Source organism: Chryseobacterium sp. CCNWLW53, assembly GCF_037083525.1.
In the GTDB taxonomy this organism is placed as follows: domain Bacteria; phylum Bacteroidota; class Bacteroidia; order Flavobacteriales; family Weeksellaceae; genus Chryseobacterium; species Chryseobacterium lathyri.
The window spans coordinates 193621-214295 of the sequence record NZ_JBAOJR010000001.1; the positions used below are offsets into that span (position 1 = coordinate 193621).

The 20675-nt window shown below is 38.4% G+C and carries 20 protein-coding genes; 9 read left to right on the forward strand and 11 right to left on the reverse strand.

What is annotated here, in order from left to right; genetic code table 11:
* Window position 1: 1 nt before the first annotated feature.
* The 5 genes from rplB to V6R96_RS00970 form a co-directional block, all read right to left on the reverse strand.
* Entirely contained in the window at window positions 2-823 is an 822-nt protein-coding gene (gene rplB, locus V6R96_RS00950) for a 50S ribosomal protein L2 (protein ID WP_111957083.1), read from the reverse strand.
* Between the two features lie 22 nt (window positions 824-845).
* Complete coding sequence (gene rplW / locus V6R96_RS00955; protein ID WP_034702844.1) at window positions 846-1136, reverse strand: 50S ribosomal protein L23; 291 nt, start codon at window positions 1134-1136, stop codon at window positions 846-848.
* 3 nt (window positions 1137-1139) lie between these two features.
* Window positions 1140-1769: a 50S ribosomal protein L4 gene (gene rplD / locus V6R96_RS00960; RefSeq protein ID WP_111957081.1), complete on the reverse strand. Its 630-nt coding sequence runs from the start codon at window positions 1767-1769 to the stop codon at window positions 1140-1142.
* Window positions 1760-2386, reverse strand: a complete 627-nt coding sequence (rplC, locus tag V6R96_RS00965) for a 50S ribosomal protein L3 (protein ID WP_034678007.1) — start codon at window positions 2384-2386, stop codon at window positions 1760-1762. Before rplC ends, rplD begins: the two co-directional genes overlap by 10 nt.
* A 191-nt stretch (window positions 2387-2577) precedes the next feature.
* The gene (locus tag V6R96_RS00970; protein ID WP_336377722.1) at window positions 2578-3474 is read right to left on the reverse strand and encodes a LysR family transcriptional regulator; all 897 of its coding nucleotides are present in this window, start codon (window positions 3472-3474) and stop codon (window positions 2578-2580) included.
* A 132-nt stretch (window positions 3475-3606) separates the two neighbouring features.
* Here V6R96_RS00970 and V6R96_RS00975 point away from each other — a divergent pair, with 132 nt between their 5' ends.
* Both V6R96_RS00975 and V6R96_RS00980 read left to right on the forward strand, forming a co-directional pair.
* Window positions 3607-3999, forward strand: coding sequence for a rhodanese-like domain-containing protein (locus V6R96_RS00975; protein WP_336377723.1), 393 nt, complete (start codon window positions 3607-3609; stop codon window positions 3997-3999).
* Window positions 4000-4016: 17 nt separating this feature from the next.
* Window positions 4017-4460, forward strand: a complete 444-nt coding sequence (locus V6R96_RS00980) for a GNAT family N-acetyltransferase (protein WP_223558236.1) — start codon at window positions 4017-4019, stop codon at window positions 4458-4460.
* A gap of 89 nt (window positions 4461-4549) precedes the next feature.
* Here V6R96_RS00980 and V6R96_RS00985 read toward each other — a convergent pair whose 3' ends face one another.
* Window positions 4550-5314, reverse strand: coding sequence for a DeoR/GlpR family DNA-binding transcription regulator (locus V6R96_RS00985; protein WP_336377724.1), 765 nt, complete (start codon window positions 5312-5314; stop codon window positions 4550-4552).
* A 117-nt stretch (window positions 5315-5431) separates the two neighbouring features.
* Here V6R96_RS00985 and V6R96_RS00990 point away from each other — a divergent pair, with 117 nt between their 5' ends.
* From V6R96_RS00990 to V6R96_RS01020, 7 genes are all read left to right on the forward strand, one after another.
* Window positions 5432-7030, forward strand: a complete 1599-nt coding sequence (locus V6R96_RS00990; RefSeq protein WP_336377725.1) for a glycerol-3-phosphate dehydrogenase/oxidase — start codon at window positions 5432-5434, stop codon at window positions 7028-7030.
* An 11-nt stretch (window positions 7031-7041) separates the two neighbouring features.
* Complete coding sequence (glpK, locus tag V6R96_RS00995; protein ID WP_336377726.1) at window positions 7042-8538, forward strand: glycerol kinase GlpK; 1497 nt, start codon at window positions 7042-7044, stop codon at window positions 8536-8538.
* Between the two features lie 24 nt (window positions 8539-8562).
* Complete coding sequence (locus V6R96_RS01000) at window positions 8563-9294, forward strand: MIP/aquaporin family protein (protein WP_223558233.1); 732 nt, start codon at window positions 8563-8565, stop codon at window positions 9292-9294.
* 10 nt (window positions 9295-9304) lie between these two features.
* Window positions 9305-10105: a hypothetical protein gene (locus V6R96_RS01005; RefSeq protein WP_223558232.1), complete on the forward strand. Its 801-nt coding sequence runs from the start codon at window positions 9305-9307 to the stop codon at window positions 10103-10105.
* 303 nt (window positions 10106-10408) lie between these two features.
* Entirely contained in the window at window positions 10409-10828 is a 420-nt protein-coding gene (locus V6R96_RS01010) for a hypothetical protein (protein WP_336377727.1), read from the forward strand.
* Entirely contained in the window at window positions 10825-11796 is a 972-nt protein-coding gene (locus tag V6R96_RS01015) for a hypothetical protein (protein WP_336377728.1), read from the forward strand. Before V6R96_RS01010 ends, V6R96_RS01015 begins: the two co-directional genes overlap by 4 nt.
* An 84-nt stretch (window positions 11797-11880) precedes the next feature.
* Window positions 11881-14607 (forward strand): hypothetical protein, encoded by a 2727-nt coding sequence (locus tag V6R96_RS01020; protein WP_336377729.1) that lies wholly within the window; start codon window positions 11881-11883, stop codon window positions 14605-14607.
* 33 nt (window positions 14608-14640) lie between these two features.
* Here the strand turns inward: V6R96_RS01020 and V6R96_RS01025 are convergent, their stop codons facing one another.
* The 5 genes from V6R96_RS01025 to fusA form a co-directional block, all read right to left on the reverse strand.
* Entirely contained in the window at window positions 14641-15138 is a 498-nt protein-coding gene (locus V6R96_RS01025; protein WP_111957058.1) for a low affinity iron permease family protein, read from the reverse strand.
* 231 nt (window positions 15139-15369) lie between these two features.
* Complete coding sequence (locus V6R96_RS01030) at window positions 15370-15645, reverse strand: hypothetical protein (protein WP_336377730.1); 276 nt, start codon at window positions 15643-15645, stop codon at window positions 15370-15372.
* Window positions 15646-15649: 4 nt separating this feature from the next.
* The gene (locus V6R96_RS01035; RefSeq protein ID WP_336377731.1) at window positions 15650-17911 is read right to left on the reverse strand and encodes a TonB-dependent siderophore receptor; all 2262 of its coding nucleotides are present in this window, start codon (window positions 17909-17911) and stop codon (window positions 15650-15652) included.
* Window positions 17912-18229: 318 nt separating this feature from the next.
* Window positions 18230-18535, reverse strand: a complete 306-nt coding sequence (gene rpsJ / locus V6R96_RS01040; RefSeq protein ID WP_002661363.1) for a 30S ribosomal protein S10 — start codon at window positions 18533-18535, stop codon at window positions 18230-18232.
* A 17-nt stretch (window positions 18536-18552) separates the two neighbouring features.
* Complete coding sequence (gene fusA, locus V6R96_RS01045; protein WP_111957054.1) at window positions 18553-20670, reverse strand: elongation factor G; 2118 nt, start codon at window positions 20668-20670, stop codon at window positions 18553-18555.
* Window positions 20671-20675 lie beyond the last annotated feature (5 nt).

Below are 20675 nucleotides of genomic sequence, written 5' to 3' on the forward strand. Positions count from 1 at the left end.
ATTATTTTCTTTTAGATATGATATGACGGTTAGACGCTTTGTTTTTCTTTCTGGTTTTGTAACCTTTAGCCGGCATACCGTTTCTAGATCTTGGGTGACCTCCAGAAGAACGTCCTTCACCACCTCCCATTGGGTGATCTACAGGGTTCATTACTACCGGTCTAGTTCTAGGTCTTCTACCTAACCATCTGCTTCTACCAGCCTTACCTGAAACAGTTAACTGATGATCAGAGTTAGAAACAGATCCAATCATTGCATAACATTCAGTAAGGATCATTCTGGATTCTCCTGAAGGCAATTTGATGATAGCATATTTTCCGTCTCTTGAAGTTAATTGAGCTGAAGAACCAGCACTTCTTGCTAAAATAGCACCTTGTCCAGGCTTCATTTCAACACAAGAAATTACAGTACCCAATGGAATATTTTTCAATTTCATTGCGTTACCTACGTTTGGTTCAACGCTTTCTCCTGAAACTACTTTCTGATCTACTTTGATACCGTTTGGAGCGATGATGTATCTCTTCTCTCCATCTGCGTACTCTAATAAAGCGATAAATGCAGTTCTGTTTGGATCATATTCTACAGTTTTTACCGTTGCTTCAACATCATGCTTGTTTCTTTTGAAGTCGATAATTCTGTATTTCTTTTTGTGTCCACCTCCGGTGTAACGCATGGTCATTTTACCAGTTTGGTTACGTCCACCTGACTTACTAATACCAACTGTTAGAGATTTCTCTGGTTTGTTGGTAGTAATTTCCTCAAAATTGTTTACAATTCTGAATCTCTGTCCTGGGGTGATAGGTTTTAATTTTCTAACAGACATTACTATTATTTATAATTAATAATTAATTTACAGCAAAAATATCGATAACTTCACCTTCAACAAGCTTGATTACCGCCTTTTTCAATTTGTTTGTCTTCCCTACTTGAAGACCTTTTTTAGTGTATTTTGAAGAAACCTTCGGAGCATAAATCATTGTGTTAACGTCTGCTACTTTTACACCGTAAGCTGCTTCAACAGCTTTTTTAATCTGGATCTTATTAGCCTTAGGATCTACTAAGAAAGAATAAGAACCTCTTAAATCTGTAAGGTAATTAGCCTTTTCTGAGATAACTGGTTTAATAATAAGTGACATGATTTATTTCTTTAAATTTTCCTGGAATTTTTCAACTGCACCTTCTAAGAATACGATCTCACCTGCATTCATTAAGTCATATGAACTAATTTCGTTGAAGTTCATTACTTTAGTTTTAGGTAAGTTTCTTGAAGATAAATACACATTCTTGTTAGCTTCAGGAAGAACAAATAGAGACTTCTTATCGTTCAATGCCAATGCATTTAGGATCGTGATGAAATCTTTAGTTTTAGGAGCGTTTAAGCTCATATCTTCCATTACTCTGATGCTGTTGTCTCTCATTTTCTGAGATAAAACAGATTTTTTAGCTAATCTCTTAAGAGCTTTGTTCAATTTGAATCTGTAGTCTCTTGGTTTTGGTCCGAATACTCTACCTCCACCTCTGAAAGTTGGAGATTTGATATCACCATATCTAGCAGAACCAGATCCTTTTTGCTTCTTAAGTTTTTTAGTAGAAGCAGTAATTTCGCTTCTTTCTTTTGATTTATGAGTCCCTTGTCTCTGTGCTGCAAGATACTGTTTAACTTCTAAGTAAACCGCGTGCTGATTTGGCTCAATTCCGAATACTGATTCGTCTAGAGTTACTTTTCTTCCGGTCTCTTTTCCTGATGTATTTAATACTACTAGTTCCATTTTCTGATAATTACATAAGAATTTTTAGCTCCCGGAACAGCACCTTTTACCACTAAAAGATTTTGTTCTTGATCCACTTTTAATACTTGAAGGTTTTGTACAGTTACCTGCTTACCTCCCATTCTACCCGCCATTCTCATTCCTTTGAATACTCTTGAAGGATCCGATCCAGCACCGATAGAACCTGGAGCTCTAAGTCTGTTGTGCTGACCATGAGTAGCTTGCATTACACCTCCAAAGCCATGTCTTTTAACAACACCCTGGAAACCTTTACCTTTTGAAGTTCCTGTTACGTCAACATACTCTCCTTCAGAGAATAAATCAACTTTTACTTCTTCTCCTACTTTTACTTCGTCTACGAATTCTCTGTAGAATTCTACCAACTTAGCTTTTGGAGCAGAACCAGCCTTTTTGAAATGGCCAGCTAACGCTTTACCTACGTTCTTTTCACTCTTGTCATCGAAACCTAACTGAACTGACTTGTAGCCGTCCTTTTCTATGGTTCTGACCTGTAAAACCGAGCATGGACCAGCCTGAATAACTGTACAAGGAATATTCTTTCCTTCTTCGTTAAACAAAGACGTCATACCGATTTTTTTACCAATAATACCTGACATTGTTTATATTAAATAAAATTTATCTTTCTAATTTCCACATTTTTAGGAGGTCTGAAGTAATTTCTACTTTTGATATAGGCATACTACGCCCCTAAAATGGAGTGTGCAAATTTATGAATATTTTTATAACTGACAAATATTTAGAGTAAAATATTTTGATTTTTAATCAATTAGCGATTTCGAATTAAAAACTATCCGAAATTTTGAAAATACTCTTTGAAGTTCAAAAGAAAATCATTAATATATTTTTTTCCAATATCTGATTTTCTTACTACCAGGTAATGCTTTCTTTTCAAGCCCTTACTTCCGATTTTTTTAAACTTCAATTCATCAGATAGCTTAAATGACTTTAATGCCCATTTTGGCATACAGGTAATCCCTATGTTAGCTTGTACCATTTCCAAAGTAACTTCCGTTAAGGGAACCGAAGAAATTTTCGCCGGAACTATTCCGTTTGGATTCAGAAATTCCTCATAAACAGAAACTGTTTTTAGCGGAAAAGAATGAATAATTAAATGAACATCCAGAAAATCATCAGCAGTCAGGTATTCCGAATCATTCAGAAGATTCTCCTGATGAAGGACAGCAAAAATTTCATCCTCGAAAATCTCAATGCTTACCAATTCTTTATTGCTGGAAGGCATTGAAGTAACGACTGCAATGTCAATTTCATTGGATATTACTTTTAAAACAGGCTTATGAGTAGCCTCTAATACCAAATCCACCTCAATTTCAGGATATAACACTTTCATTTTTTGAATAAATAATGGCAATCCCTGATAGAATGAATAACATTCCGTACTGATTTTGATTGTACCTGCTGCTCCAGCTCTTATCTGCTGAATAGCATTTAGACCGTTACCAATACTATCCATTACCGTACAGGCAGTTTTGTAAAGCACATTTCCCTCTTCAGTTAATTCCCATTTGTTCCGTGTTCTGTAAAACACCTTAAAACCAAGCTGGATTTCCAGATCCTTAAGCTGATGACTTAATGCAGACTGCGTCAAAAAAAGTTTTTCAGAAGAACCGGCAATACTTCCCTCTTCCGCAATTGTTTTAATAAGCTTTAAAAACTTGATTTCCATACTGCAAAGTTAACAATATACCGAAAAACAATATCTGAAAATATTTCAATTAAAGCTGTAAAGCATTCAGTTTCAATCTTAGGAAAAAAAGAAGCCTGGGTATAGTTTTGCACTATAAACAATTTAAAAATTATGCAAGAACAAATTGAATTCTACCAGAAAAAATTAATGTATGAAATGGACCCCTCAGACTTATATGATGCATTTCAAAACAGTACAGATTATGTAGCAGTAGATACCAGAAGGTCAGATGGCTATAGCAAAGAACACATTCCATCCGCAATTAATCTTCCTCATCGGGAAATGACAGAAGAGAATACCCAGCATCTTGACAAATCAAAAATATACGTCTGCTATTGTGATGGGATCGGATGTAACGCCTCTACAAAAGGAGCTTTAAAAATGACTCTATTAGGATTTAAAGTCCTTGAATTAATGGGAGGAATTGAATGGTGGAAGTTCGATGGCTATGCTACAGAAGGAACTAATCCTACAAATGGCTCCACATTCGTATGTGCCTGTTAAATTATTAATTAAGAAATATGAAAATAAGATTTGCCGAGAAAAAAGACCTGAGCTCCATTATTGAACTGTGTAAAACCCATGCTCTGTATGAAAGAAGCTCTTTTAAGGAAGAAAACAAAAAGGAACTGCTTTCTAAATATATCCTTGATCCGGATTCAAATATAAAATGTCTGATCGCCAAGTCCGGCACTGAAATAATAGGATATGCAACCTTTTTCAAGCAGTTTTCAACCTGGGATGCCAGCTATTATATGTATGTTGACTGCTTATTCCTAAAAGAGAATGCAAGAGGAAACGGAACAGGAAAGCAAATAATGGAATTAATAAGAGCCTGCTCAAAAGAAGAAGGCTGCTCGATAATCCAATGGCAAACCCCGAGCTTCAATACAAGGGCCATTAAATTCTACACATTGCTTGGAGCGGAAAGCAAAAACAAAGAAAGATTTTTCTGGAACGTATAAGCCTACTAATTTTCAATTTAAAATAGGGACTTTCTGAAACCAGACTGTCTCTATTTTAAATATTTATTATTTGATAAACTAAATGAAACCTATTTTACAATGACCGTAACCCCCCTTTCCTCCAACGCAGATTTATCTTCCTCTCCAATCCCGTTATCCGTAATCAGATAATCAACTTTATCCAGAGGAGCAATTTTGCCAAACCCTTTTTTATTCAGTTTTGAAGAATCACCGAGAATGACCACTTTTTCGGAGCATTCTATCATAAGTTGATTCAGATGGGCTTCAGCAGCATTTGAAGTACTGATTCCAAAATCAATGTCAATCCCATCCACTCCCAGAAAAAGTTTATTACAGGAAAACTGCTTGAGAATTCCTTCAGAAATGGAACCTACAATGGAAGTCGAACTTTTCCGGACTTCGCCACCCAACTGTATGATATTAATATTAGGATTATTACATAGCTCAATAGCCACCCTTAAAGAAGAGGTTAAAACCGTAAGAGATCCAAAGTTCACCAGCATTCTCGCTAAATAATGCATCGTAGTCCCTGAAGCTAAAATAATACAGTCATTCTCCTGGATAAGCTTTAAAGCTGCTTTCGCAATATTCTGCTTAGCTTCTACATTGATGTTTTCCTTTTCATCTACATTTCTTTCATAAGCATATCTTACATGCTTACTTGCCCCACCATGGTTTCGGAAAAGCAAGCCCAGGCTTTCGAGATAATTCAGATCCTTTCGGACCGTAACCGACGAAACATTGAACTTCTCACACAGATCCTGTACAAGAACATGCCCCTTTTCATCCAGTTCCTTTAATATATCATCGTGCCTTGGTATTAACTTTTCCATTCTGATTCTTTCATCAAAAATACCATTTTTTTTCGAGACCGATAAAATTTCATTTGTTTTCTTTTTAGTTTCATTTTTAATTTATACATTTGAAAACGAAACATAAACGAAACATTTATGAAACGAAACGAAGAAATTAATAAATTATCCAGTGTTCAGGAATGGGACTTCATCATTATCGGAGGTGGAGCCAGCGGCCTGGGTTCAGCATTGGATGCAACCAGCAGAGGATTCAAAACCCTGCTTCTTGAATCCCACGATTTTGCCAAAGCAACATCCAGCCGAAGCACCAAACTGGTACATGGTGGCGTAAGATATCTTGCACAGGGAGATATAGGACTTGTAAAAGAAGCTCTGAAAGAAAGAGGACTTTTGGCCCAAAACGCAGCACACGTAGTAAAAAACCAGTCATTTATTATTCCTAATTATACTTGGTGGGGAGGTATTTATTATAAAATAGGATTATCTATTTATGACTTCCTTGCCGGAAAGCTTAGTCTTGGAAAAACAAAATACATCAGCAAATCCAAAACGGTTGAAAAATTGCCAACCATTGAACAGCATAACCTTGCAAGTGGCGTGGTATATCAAGACGGGCAATTTGATGATGCAAGATTAGCAATCAATTTAACCCAGACTCTGATCGAAAAAGGAGGTAGTGCAGTTAATTATATGAAAGTAACCGGTCTTCTGAAAAATGATTCCGGAAAAATAAACGGAGTTAAAGCAGAAGATCAGTTTACCAACCAGCAGTACGAGCTTCGTGCGAAAGCAGTTATCAATGCAACAGGGGTATTCACGAATGACATTTTGAATATGAACAATCCTAAGCATGGTAAATTTGTAGTTCCAAGCCAGGGTATCCATTTAGTATTGGATAAATCATTCCTGAAAAGTGACGATGCGATTATGATTCCAAAAACATCAGACGGCAGGGTTCTTTTTGTTGTTCCATGGCACGACAGAGCATTGGTAGGAACTACAGATACCCTTCTGGAAAGCCCAAGCTTTGAGCCGCACGCGTTGGAATCTGAAATTAATTTTGTTTTAAACACAGCAAGACAATATTTAGCGAAGAAGCCAACCAGAGAAGATGTAAAATCGATGTTTGCAGGATTAAGACCTCTTGCCGCTCCAAAAGAAGGAGGCAAAAGCACTAAGGAAGTTTCCCGCAGCCACAAAGTCATTGCTTCCGATACAGGATTGGTTTCCATCATCGGCGGAAAATGGACCACTTACCGTAAAATGGCGGAAGATACTATTGATAAAGCTGTAGAGATCCTTCATTTAAATGGAGGACCTTCTCAAACAGAAAATATGTCTATTCATGGTAATATGAAAGCAGAACTTGTAGACCGCACCAGTCATCTGTATGTTTACGGATCCGATATTCCAGCCATAAAATCATTGCAGAGCAGTGATCCTCAATATTCTCAAAAGATTCATCCTGACCATGCTTTTACTATTGCAGAAGCAGTCTGGGCCATAAGATACGAAATGGCGGAAACCATTGAAGACATTCTCGCCAGAAGAGTCCGTCTTTTATTTTTAGATGCAAGAGCTGCGATCGACAGTGCACATACTATTGCACAGCTTATTGCCAAAGAAAAAGGATATTCTCAGGAATGGGCCACTGAACAGGAAAAAGAATTTATTGAATTAGCACAAGGGTATTTATTAACCCCTTACTCTCCCAAAACTATTACTCATAATTAAAACTTTGCAGTATGAAGGAAAAATTGATTCTCGCTTTAGACCAGGGTACAACTTCTTCTAGAGCCATCTTATTCAATCACAGCGGAGCTATCGAATATATCTCCCAGAAAAATTTTGAACAAATCTACCCTACTCCGGGATGGGTAGAGCATGATCCGAACGAAATATGGTCATCCCAGATATCCGTTGCCGCAGAAGTTATCGCCAAAGCAGGCATTTCCGGGCTGGAAGTAGCTGCCATCGGTATCACCAATCAACGTGAAACAACCGTTGTCTGGGATAAAGAAACCGGTGAACCTATTTACAATGCTATTGTCTGGCAGGACAGAAGAACTTCTAAGTACTGTGATGAATTAAAAGAGCAGGGGCATGCCGAAATCATCAAAGAGAAAACCGGACTTGTCCTGGATGCCTATTTTTCAGCAACCAAACTAAAATGGATCCTGGATCACGTAGAAGGAGCAAGGGAAAAAGCAGCAGAAGGAAAATTATGTTTCGGAACCGTTGACACATGGCTTATCTGGAAGCTTACGCGCGGAAAAATGTTCATCACCGATGTTTCCAATGCCAGCAGAACCATGCTTCTGAATATTCATACCTTAGAATGGGATCAGGATCTTCTGGATCTGTTTGATATTCCAAAATCTGTTCTTCCTGAAGTAAAACAGAGCAGTGAGATCTATGGAGAAACTGCAACCACTTTATTTTCTACAAAAATACCAATTGCAGGGATTGCAGGAGACCAGCAGGCCGCCTTATTCGGACAGATGTGTATTACTCCCGGAATGGTAAAGAATACGTATGGAACAGGATGTTTCCTATTAATGAATACAGGAACAGAAGCTGTTTCTTCTAAAAACAACCTGTTAACAACAGTGGCATGGAAGATCAATGGAGAAGTAAATTATGCCCTTGAAGGAAGTGTATTTGTAGGCGGAGCAGCGATACAGTGGCTGAGAGACGGGCTGAAACTTATCCGCTCCGCAGAAGAAGTGAATGATCTGGCAGCAAGTGTTGAAGATAACGGAGGTGTTTACTTTGTGCCTGCACTTACCGGATTAGGAGCACCGTATTGGGACCAGTACGCAAGAGGAACTATTGTAGGAGTAACCCGGGGAACAACTGATGGACACATTGCAAGGGCAACTTTGGAAGGAATAGCATTCCAGGTGTACGATATTGTAAAATCCATGGAAGCAGATTCCGGAACACCCAGTATGGAACTCAGAGTAGATGGCGGAGCTTCTGCAAGTGATCTTCTGATGCAGATACAGTCTGACCTTTTCGGTTTTAAGATCACAAGACCAAAAACGCTTGAGACCACAGCTTTAGGGGCAGCCTATCTTGCAGGTTTAGCAGTAGGATATTGGAAGGATATTAATGAAATACAATCTCAATGGGTTGTAGACGAGGATTTCCATCCAAAAGTGGATAAAGAAAAAGCAGATAACATGATTCATTTCTGGAACAAAGCTGTAAAACGTTCCCAAAGCTGGATCGAAGATTAATCCTTAATATTAAAAAAACTACTCATGACCCCATTTACCGCAGAACTTGTAGGAACAATGCTTCTTATATTATTAGGCAACGGTGTTGTAGCCAATGTTGTCTTAAAGGATACTAAAGGAAATAATTCAGGATGGATCGTCATTACGACAGCCTGGGCACTGGCAGTTTTTGTCGGTGTCACCGTTGCCGGTCCGGCAAGTGGTGCCCATCTGAACCCGGCTGTAACGATCGGACTGGCAGTTGCAGGAAAATTCTCGTGGGACTTGGTTCCATCTTATATTGCTGCACAGCTGCTCGGTGGAATGCTGGGAGCTTTCCTGGTCTGGCTTTTTAACAAAGACCATTTTGCCATTACGGAAGATGAAGGCGCAAAGCTTGCCTGTTTCAGTACCGGGCCGGCTATCAGGAACACATTTTCCAATTTAATCAGTGAGATTATCGGAACGTTTGTACTGGTATTTGTCATCTTTCATTTTTCGGACCCTAGCATTTCTCTGAATGCGGATCCGACCGCTAAAGTAGGACTCGGTTCTGTAGGAGCTCTTCCTGTTACCTTACTGGTTTGGGCCATTGGCTTATCACTGGGTGGAACAACCGGTTATGCCATCAATCCTGCAAGAGATTTGGCTCCAAGGATTATGCATGCAGTACTTCCAGTAAAAGGCAGCAGTGACTGGGGATACGCATGGATCCCAGTTGCCGGACCCATTCTGGGCGCTGTTATCGCTGCCGTTCTTTTTGGAATAATACATTAAAAAATACCCGATGAAAATTTTAAAAATTGCATGCCTGATTATTTTGGGCACAGGAAAACTATTCTCTCAGGAGAGCGAGGAACCTAAGGAGAGCAACAGGCTGGACTTTACCGCCAATATTCAGAATAATCACTTATGGAGAGGCCTTATCATTACTGATAAACCTGTAGTGATGGGAAATCTTTCTTACGCTCTGGATTCTGAAAAGAAATGGAAGATTGGTATTTGGGGCGCCTCGGCATTAGCTGACGATAAAGACGGCACCCATTATAAGGAGATCAACTACTACATCCAATACTCCCATAACCGTTTTTATATTGGATTGTGGGATTTGTATAATTCCAGAAACATTAATACCGCTGTAGCCGCAGACGACATTTTCAGTTACTCACAGAGAAGAACTGCCCACATCATTGACCTTAGGACCAATTATACTTTCGGACCATCATTCCCATTGAATATTGAAGCGGATATCATGCTGTACGGAGGAGCCAATGCGGGCGAAGTGGTTCTGGAATCTGATGGAAGCTATAAGAAAAATAGATACTCTACCTATATTCAGGCGAGCTATCCGGTTATCGCCGGGGAGAAAGTGAATCTGGATGCGTTTATTGGTGCTGGGTTTGCCCTCAACGACAAACATTTCCTCTATGGCAATGGTGAAAACAGCTTTGATATCGTTAATGTAGGAGTAAAAGCAGGTAAGACCATTAAAATTACGGAACATTACAGTCTGCCGGTTTCTATGATGGCGATGTGGAATCCTTCCAATAAATACGCAAGAATTCAGTTGGCAGCGACTGTTTTCTAATCTAACTTTTAAATCAATGATAAAGACCATTCCTATTTGGAGTGGTTTTTCTGTTTTTAACTGATTAAATATTTAACCACAAAAGTCATTTAAACACTTAAGTTATTTTAATCAACAAGCTTTGTGAATATAAGTACTTAAGCTTTACGAAAATCTCAGATTTTCTTTATGTGAATCTCATTCATCAAGAATCTTTTGTGGCTTTTGTGGTTAAAAAGATCCTATAAATGCCCTAAATAAGCAATCTCCGGGTTTTTACGGTTTAATTTTTGATTAAATATTTTTACTTTTGAAAAAAAATATATGAAAAAGATTTTAAGTTTAGTGATCTTGTGCATCAGCATTTTATCCTTTGCTCAGACAAAAGCACCGTTTGTAGGCTACAGAAGCTTTAATATCATTGAAGGATTCAGCGGATCGGGAACCCCATCTTATTATTTGGATGTAAAGAAAAACGGTGATGTTTATTTCGGATTTGTTCAGGTAAATCAGGCGGACAGCACTGAAACCACCGAGGAAGTAAATGCCGGAAAATACAATCCAAAAGTAATGAAGGTAGATTTCAAAACATACGGTGAAAATTTTTATGTGAAATTCGATAAGGATAACATCTACCTGACGGATAAAAAAGGAAACATTAAGAAATCTGAAGACTGCTGCTCCAGCATGGAAAGCGGAACACAGGATATCTGTTCCTGCGAAAGCAAACTGTATAAACGATGAAAGTATTAAAGGTCCTGCTTGTCCTGCTTCTCATTGTTTCGTGCAGCAGGAAAAAGAACCATCCTTATACTTTTTATTACTGGAAAACAAATCTTAAGCTGGATCAGGAAGAGAAAAAAGCTTTAGACAAGGGTCAAGTTCCCTATCTGTACACCAGATTTTTTGACATAGATAAATCCGGCGGACAATTTCAGCCGGTTGCTGTTATAACCAAAGACAGGAGTTTTCAGACAGATAAGCAAATCGTGCCGACTGTTTTTATCACGAACCAGTCCATGTATCATATTTCTACGGAAGAGATCAGGTTTCTTGCAAAAAACATTCATAATCTGATTCAGAAGAAAGCCAAAGAATATGATTTAAAGATTCATAATGAAATTCAGATTGACTGTGACTGGACAGCCGGAACCAGGAATGATTATTTTAAATTTTTAAAGGAGCTGAAAAGAGTTTCCGGAAAAGAGATCACCTGTACCCTACGCCTTCATCAGGTTAAAGACAAAGGTCAGACCGGAGTACCACCGGTAGAAAAAGTCTACCTGATGTGCTACTCTACTTCTTCACCACTGGAGAACTCCAACAAAAATTCTATTCTGGACGTGACGGTTTTAAAAAGCTACCTTTCCAAACTGGAGGATTATCCTGTTAAAAAAATTGAAGTAGCACTGCCGATTTACTCCTGGGGAATTGTTACCAATCATCTTGAAAAGCATAAGCTCATTAATGCTTTATCCAGAAAAGACCTTAAAAACCCCGGATTTAAAAAGATCTCGGATAATGAAGTTGAAATCACCAGAGACGGTTTCTATTTCGGAAGTTTTCTAAGTAAAGGATTCAGGATAAAGGTTGAAGAAATATCAGATGACCAGCTTCAGGATGTTACCCGTTTTCTGGAGAAAAAAATACATGATTTTAATATAATTTATTATCAATTAGATAGTAAATTTGTAAGTAACAGGAATTTCTAAATTTATGGTTCTGCTGATTGAGCAGATCATGGAGCTTTAAACCTGTTGAAACTGAATTACAAAATAAAAACACCTATCAACTATATGAAAAAGTATATTCTTTCAATGGCGGTTCTATCGCTGTTTTACACCAAATCTGACGCCTGCGCGTGGTCAGACCCGGATTATGAATATTTCAATCTTTTTACACAAAGCATTATAAAGGATAAATCTTATCTGCCCTTCCTGCTCACTTATTCTAACAGGTTTTACGGAGACTACAAAGGCAACCCGATTCCTGACGACAATATTGAAACGTGGAAAAAGTTTTTCAACAACCAACTGAACTACGCGGAAACAGAAAACCTGGTATACAAGATCAGCATGAGCGATCTTAATGCTTTGAAAAACGGAGCACCAACAAATCCTTTGCTACAGAAACTGGGAACAGGATTCTACCAAAAGTACAGAGAAGGCATCGATTATTTAATTGAAGCCAAGTATCTGGAACCTTATATGAGCATTAATTATGTTGAAAGTCCTGACTCATTTTACAGCTATGGTCCTTCAAAAAAGCAAAATGCTACATCCATTGATTACGCCAAGACAGTCAATGCACTGACTTCTCTATACAATGCAGCAAGAAATCCGGAGATCAAGCAGCGTTACGGATATCAGCTGGTACGTTTCAATCATTACACCAGAAACTATGACGCTGCCCTGGAGGCTTTCAGAACGTACATAGAACCGATCAAGCAGAAAGGTACGGTATATTTTATGGCCCTTGACCAGCTTGCCGGTGCCCAGAGAGGAAAGGAAATGAACGCTGATGCGAACTGGAACTTCTTCCAGGTTTTCATGAACAGCAAAGACCGTAAGGAATCTGCTTTTGTCTCGATGAAACTTTCGGATACAGCTTCTTTCAGCAATATTATGAAGAGGGCTGGCACCAATGATGAAAAGAATATGGCTTACTTCTTATTGGGCTATGAAGGCTTTACGAATCCCATTCCTATCATGGAAAAGATGTATGACATTAATCCGGATTCTGAGATCCTTAAAGTAATGGCGGTAAGAAGTATCAACGAGCTGGAAAGAAGTTATCTGCCAATCTATTATTATACTTCGGATGCTTCCGACAATGTGTACATGCAGAAGGGAAATGCTGATGACCATGACACAACTTCCAAGGATGCAAAGGCAGAACCTGCTGAAGTAAAAAAAGAAGAAAAGCTTTCATTCTGGCAGAAGATTGTAAGATTCTTCAAAAACCTTTTCGGAGGATCAAAGTCCGACAGCGTGGCTGGAGAAAAGAATGATCAGAGCGATGATGAACTGCTGAACAACCCGGACAGAATTCCTTTCTATACAAAAACAGGTTACGGATACGACGAAAAGACCAAAGATTACCTGGACGACCTGGAAAAATTCACAGAAAAAACTAAAAAAGTATCTAAGGATGAATACTGGCAGATAGCAGATGCTTATCTTAAGTTTTTGAAAAAAGATTACAAAGGAAGCTCGGAGATTCTGGAGGATATCAAAACAACAAACCCGGAATATCTTGAAGAAATAAAAAGAATGAAGGTTTTGAATGATATTGTTTCGCATCCTAAGATCGATGCGGAATTTGAGGATCATCTGATGAAAGACTATGCTGATTATTTTGTAAAGAAAGAAGTGAAAAAAGACAGTACTGCCGTATCTGATTATGATTATTATGGAGAAACTCCATCTACGGCAGATTTCCTTAAAGATGTTCTTGCCAACCGCTATTTCCTGCAGGGAGAAGACGGAAAATCGTTCCTGATGAGCAATAAGCTTTCGGATCTTCAGTATAACCCGAATTCCAGTCTGGTAAAAAGTGTTGAAGACTTTTACAAAAAACCGAATAAGACTCAGTTTGAACAGCAGATCATCGCCAAGAATATGGACAATGTAGGCAATATAGATGCTTTCTTCAGCATGATCTATGGTGACAGAGCCATGAAGCAGGCAGATTTTGAAAAGGCTAAATCTTATTATGAAAAAGCCCAGGGATTTGCTGGAATTCCAAGAATGAATTATGACTGGACGGATAAAGGTGAAAAAATTACTCCGAAGCAGTATGCAGCCGGCGAATATAATGGATTCAGGGATATTTCGAATCTTGTTTTCGGACACAATGTATGGGAAAGTTTTGGAAGTCCTGAAACTGAAAGTATGGAAGCCGAAGATTATTCTGCATTTCCTTTCATTAAAGCCAGCATGAATAAACTGGAACTGGCGGATGCGCTGATCCAGCTTAAAAAAATCGGTAGCGGAACAGATGAAAAGGCAGCAAAAGCCAGCCAGCTTATCGGAAACCTATTGTACAACACTTCCAGCTTAGGATATTACCGCCAGTTGTTTGTGATGGACATTGATAACACCAACGGCGGAAAGTACGATTTCTGGAATACGGACAGAAAAAATCCTTATAAATATTATTATAAGAACTTCCTTTATACCACTTATGTGGAGCCGGATAATTTTGACCTCGCGATCAATTATTACCAAAAGACCCTGAAGCTATCGAAAGACAAAGAACAGAGAGCAAGAGTCCTTTTCCAGATGGCCAGCGCGGAGCAAGGAAAGTATTATCAGTATGAGGCAAAAAATGCAGCAAAAATCAGCTATTCGGATCCTCAGTATTCTGAAAAGGAACAGGCGCACCAGACTGAACTTGATAATATCAGGAATCAGAAATACAGAACGTATTTTGCGCAGTTGAAGTCCCAATATGCAGATTCGGAAACCATGAAGAGCCTGTCGGGAAGCTGCAGCTACTTCGGGTATTTCCTGAAAAGATAATATTTAACATATACAAAAAAGAAAAAGGAATCATTACGATTCCTTTTTTTCTTGCTGTTTCTGAAGCCATTCCTCATGCTTTGTTTTAAAGATATCATGTTTGTAGTTCTGATTTCTTTTAGCTGCATCTATTGAGTGCGAGGTATGGATATCGTTGTCTTCTTCCGCAAAATCGGCTAACTTTTCATAATAGCAGTGAAGCTGGTCCAGTTCTTTTTCCGTAAGGTCTTCTATATCCACAATTCTGTTGCTGGCTTTTTCATTAGCCGCAAGAAGCTCATTAAGCTTAATTTGTATGGCTTTGGAATCTTTGTTCTGGGCTTTCTGAATTAAAAAGACCATTAAGAAAGTGATAATGGTAGTACCGGTATTAATGACCAGCTGCCAGGTTTCAGAATAATCAAAAATAGGTCCTGAAGCTGCCCATACTACAACAATAAGTACGGCTCCGATAAATGCATATGAACTTCCTGTAAATTTGGTTGCCCAATCTGAAAACTTCTCAAAGAGATTATTGTTCTTATGACTCATACTATCAATTCTTTTAAATAATAAATTTATAGAATTAACTTGAATCGGAAGTAAAGAAACTTGGGAAACAGTGGAAAAGAATGAAAAATTTAACCGGATTATTGATCCTGCTTTACTTTTCATCTTTCAGGTGCCTTAAATAAGATTGAATGGTTTAAAAAAACAAAAACATTAAGACAGAAGGACTGCCTTAATGTTTTCTAATTAAAATTTGATATGAATGAATGTTTATTATTTTTTTCCGAAGGGTATTTCTTCAGATTGAATGGCTTTTGTACTGACTGAAGGTAAATCTTTTCCGAAGCGGATCTTCTTTATACCGGGCATCCCATTATTCCAGGTATTCTGCGGCCAGCCATTATTCATATGGTTGGCTTTATAGAAATCCCTGAATTCTTTTTCATATATGGATTTTAGTTCTTCGTCGGAAAGCTCTGCTTCGGAACGGCATGATACGAATAGTGTTCCAAAAGCAAAAGCCAAAAATATTTTTTTTATATTTTTCATAAGATTAGAATTTGTAGTTTACCTGTACTGCAAAATTTCTAGGCTGGATCTGATCGATGTACCCTCCTCTGAAGTACGAACTGTATCCCACAGAATCGAAAATGTTGTTGAAGAATACTCTTAGCCCCAAACCATTTTTAAGGGTGTACCCTGCCTGTGCATCTATTGTAGTATATTCCGGCATATCAAAAGGCTTATCTCCAGCTTTTACGCTGTTAAGATGGCCTGCTGTAAATGTCTTCTGAGTCCATTCATCCACAGGCCTTTTCCCTACATAATAGATTCCTGCTCCCACATCCAGACCCGTTAATGCTCCTGTTATAAATTTATAGTTCAACCATCCGTTTGCGGTGTGCTTCGGGGCATTCATTGGCGCAGAACCATTGATATAGGCAGGACTCTCCTGATACTGGGCATCCAGATATGCCCATCCGGACATTACCTGAAGGTTAGGAAGAATTCTTCCGATCAACTCTACTTCCATTCCTTTTCTTCTCAGGTTACCGGCAAGTCCGTAAAGGATATTATTTTTATCATCTTTTATTGGCTGATAATTTTTATCAAGGATCTGGAATGAAAGATTATCTGTGTTAATATCAAATAAAGTAACATTAAATCTCAATCTTTCATTGAACCAGTCAGATTTGATTCCGGCTTCCCACTGCTTTGTATGCGATGCTCCTACTTTTCCACCTGCCTGAAGGATATTATTAGAAGCTCTTAAAGAGGTAGTCGTGGTGTAGGATCCGAAAATATTGATATTCTGAATCGGTGAAACGATCACTCCAAAAGATGGGTTCCATGTATCTACCGTTTCATTAGAAGACCCGTTCAGTCTGCTGTACCTGATTCCCAAATGGGCTTTCACATATTTGCTGATTGACATTACATCCTGAGCCATAGCACCAATGCTTGGTGTAAGGACAGGGTTTGAACGCCCAAGATTTTTATAAATTACATTGACAGGAACTTGGTTCGGGATATTTCCGTTGACAACATCGAAAATATCAAGAGGATTGGCACCATACGTTATAGAACCAATTTTTGTTGGGCGGGCAGTAATTAAATTTTCAGGGGCAATGGAATTTTTATAGGCTTCATAGGTGACGGTTGATGTTTCCGTTTCCCTCCAGTCAAATCCAACCTGGAAAGTATGATTGATGAATCCTGTTTTCACCTGCTCACCAATGAAATCCAACTGCAATACTTTATTGATATCTTCTCCCTGAGATTTCCCGATAGTATGCTGCCGGATATTATAATTCGTTTCGTTAGTCGGTAATGATATGGAAGAGGCTTCACTGTCTGAACTGCTTGTAGAATTAATAAATGCAGCTCTTACTTTTAGTTTATCATTAAGCTTACGAACCACTGTTGTGGCAAAATTAAAGGTCTCTGTTTTTGAATAGTCAGAAGTATATCCTAAAAACTTCCCTTTCGGCATATGGTATAATGCTTCCACATCACCCGGTGCTGTATTAATGGTTCCTCTGTCAGGAGTACGATTATCATGAAGATAGTCCATCTCTACATTAATTTCTGTTTTATCATCCGGGCGATAAGATACGGATGGATTGATGTAAATTCTCTCTCCTTCAACATGAGATCTGAAAGAATTATTTTTCTGATAAGCTCCATTAAACCTTACAGCTACTTTACCCTGAGAATCCAAAACTCTCTGAAAATCTACTGTAGGTCTGTAAAAATCCCAGCTTCCGTAGCGGAAACCTACACTGGTCTGATCTATGAACTGTGGTCTTTTGGTTACTACATTAATCACACCTCCTGCTGAGCCCAAACCGTTTCCTATTCCCTGGCTCACGGCTGCTGATCCTTTAATAACCTGAATGCTTTCAACACCCTGCATATCTGTGATCATTCCTGCTGTACGGAAATCCGAATCCATCTGAACTCCGTTTTTCAATACAGGCACTCCTCGATACCCTCTGATAGACATACTTTCACTTCCTCCTCCATAGCTTGAGAACAGGGTTACGCCTGGTACATTTTTAGCAACATCAGTTACTGTAAGGGCTCCCAACTCTTCAATGGCTTTATGGGAGATCACTGAAATACTCTGGATCTGATCTCTGGTTTTCAAGGGAAGCCTTGTAATAGCTTCTAAGCCTACCGGCTGTTTCTTTTTTTCACCAAATAATTCTACTTCATCAATCTCTTTTGATTTTTTAATAGAATCATTCACTTGCTGTGCGTTTACAAAAATCCCACCCAATACAAGCAAAGAAAAGGATACTACTTTATTCATCTGATAATTTTTTACGAAATTATTATTTTTATTAATTCTAAATAAATAAATCAAGCTGACATATCTCACCCGGATATGACTAAGCATTATCAGATCATAAATGAGCCCAGAGCTGTTATAGGGATATTTTAAGGATCCTGGAGCATCATTAAAAGGAACAGGGAAAAGTAGACTTATCTCTATAAAGAGCTAAATGATGAAAAGGTGTGATTTTAATAGTTTTTATTTTATAACCAAGCAGTTTTATATTCAATATTCAAAAAAAAATCCGTTCCTAAAAAGGAACGGATTCTATAATCATTGCAAAGTATGCAATTATCACACTTTAATTTCAACGTCTACACCGCTTGGTAACTCTAATTTCATTAGAGCATCAACAGTTTTAGAAGAAGAAGAGTAGATATCCATCAGTCTCTTGTGAGCTGATAATTGGAACTGCTCTCTAGCTTTCTTGTTTACGTGTGGAGATCTCAACACCGTGAAGATTCTCTTATTTGTTGGCAATGGAATTGGTCCGTTTACAACAGCACCAGTAGCCTTTACCGTTTTTACGATTTTCTCAGCAGACTTGTCTACCAAGTTGTAATCGTAAGATTTTAGTTTTATTCTGATTCTTTGTGACATTTCTTTAGTTTAAAAAATTAACCTTTTGCTTTAGCAATGATTTCTTCAGCAACGTTTTGTGGAGTAGCCTGGTATTTCTCTAATTCCATAGAAGAAGTAGCTCTTCCTGATGAAAGTGTTCTTAGAGTGGTTACATATCCAAACATTTCAGAAAGTGGAACAGAACCTTTAATTACAACAGCTCCGTTTTTCTCTTCCTGACCACTGATGGTACCTCTTCTCTTGTTAAGGTCACCAATGATATTACCCATATATTCTTCCGGAGTTACAACCTCCAGTTTCATAATAGGCTCCATGATTACTGGCTTAGCAGCACGTCCCGCTTCTTTAAATCCTAATTTAGCAGCCATTTCAAAAGAAAGTGCATCAGAATCCACTGCGTGGAAAGATCCGTCTTTAAGAACTACTTTAATACCTTCAACTTCGAAACCAGCCAAAGGACCGTTTTTCATTGCAGCTTTAAAGCCTTTTTCAATAGCAGGAACAAATTCTCTAGGAACGTTACCACCTTTGATCTCGTTAATAAATTCTAAACCTATTTTACCTTCGTCAGCTGGTCCAAGTTCGAATACGATATCCGCAAATTTACCTTTACCACCAGATTGTTTTTTGTAAACTTCTCTGTGCTGAGCAACTTTTGTAAGATTTTCTTTGTATTCTACCTGCGGCTGACCTTGGTTTACTTCTACTTTGAACTCTCTTCTCATACGATCTACAATGATATCCAAGTGAAGCTCACCCATACCAGAGATAATCGTTTGTCCTGAAGCCTCGTCTGTTCTAACCGTAAATGTTGGATCTTCTTCAGCTAATTTAGCTAGAGCGTTACCCATTTTATCCTGGTCAGCTTTAGTTTTAGGCTCAACAGCGATACCAATTACCGGATCAGGGAAAACCATCGATTCTAGAACGATTGGGTTTTTCTCGTCACACATTGTATCACCTGTTTTGATAGATTTGAAACCTACCGCTGCACCAATATCTCCTGCTTCAATATATTCTACAGGATTTTGCTTGTTAGCGTGCATCTGATAGATTCTTGAGATTCTTTCTTTATCACCTGAACGGGTGTTCAAGATATAAGAACCTGCATCTAGTCTTCCAGAGTATGCTCTGAAGAATGCTAATCTTCCCACGAACGGGTCAGTAGCAATCTTAAATGCTAGAGCCGAGAAAGGCTCGTTTACGTCTGGTTTTCTTGTAATTTCAGCGTCAGTTCTAGGGTCAGTACCTTTGATATCATCTTTGTCCAATGGTGAAGGCAAATATTTACATACTGCATCCAGCATAAACTGTACTCCTTTATTTTTGAATGAAGAACCACAAGTCATTGGGATAATAGATAAATCAATAGTAGCTTTTCTTAGAGCTTCGTTGATTTCGTCTTCAGAGATTGAATCCGGATCTTCGAAGAATTTCTCCATCAAAGTCTCATCGTAGTCAGCAACAGCTTCTACTAATTTCTCTCTGTATTCAAGAACTTCATCTTTCATGTCTTCCGGAATTGGAACTACCTCGAAAGTAGCACCTTGTCCAGCTTCATCCCAGATGATCGCTCTGTTTTTAATTAAGTCTACAACACCTTTGAAATCTTCTTCAGCACCGATTGGTAAAACGATTGGAACTGCATTAGATCCTAACATTTCTTTTACTTGTTTTACAACGTTCAAGAAGTCAGCACCCTGTCTGTCCATTTTGTTTACGAATCCCATTCTCGCTACTTTGTAGTTGTCAGCAAGTCTCCAGTTTGTTTCAGACTGAGGCTCTACTCCATCTACTGCAGAGAATAAGAATACCAATCCATCCAATACTCTCAAAGATCTGTTTACTTCTACAGTGAAGTCAACGTGTCCCGGTGTATCGATGATGTTGAAGTGGTAAGGTTTAGTTTCAGCTACAGGCTTCCCTTGATCAGTTGGGAAGTTCCAAGAACAAGTAGTTGCAGCAGAAGTAATAGTAATACCTCTTTCTGCTTCCTGCTCCATCCAGTCCATTGTAGAAGCACCATCGTGAACTTCACCAATTTTGTGGTTTACTCCTGTATAGAATAAAATCCTTTCTGTAGTGGTAGTTTTACCAGCATCAATGTGTGCGGCAATACCAATATTTCTTGTAAATTTAAGATCTCTACTCATTTCTA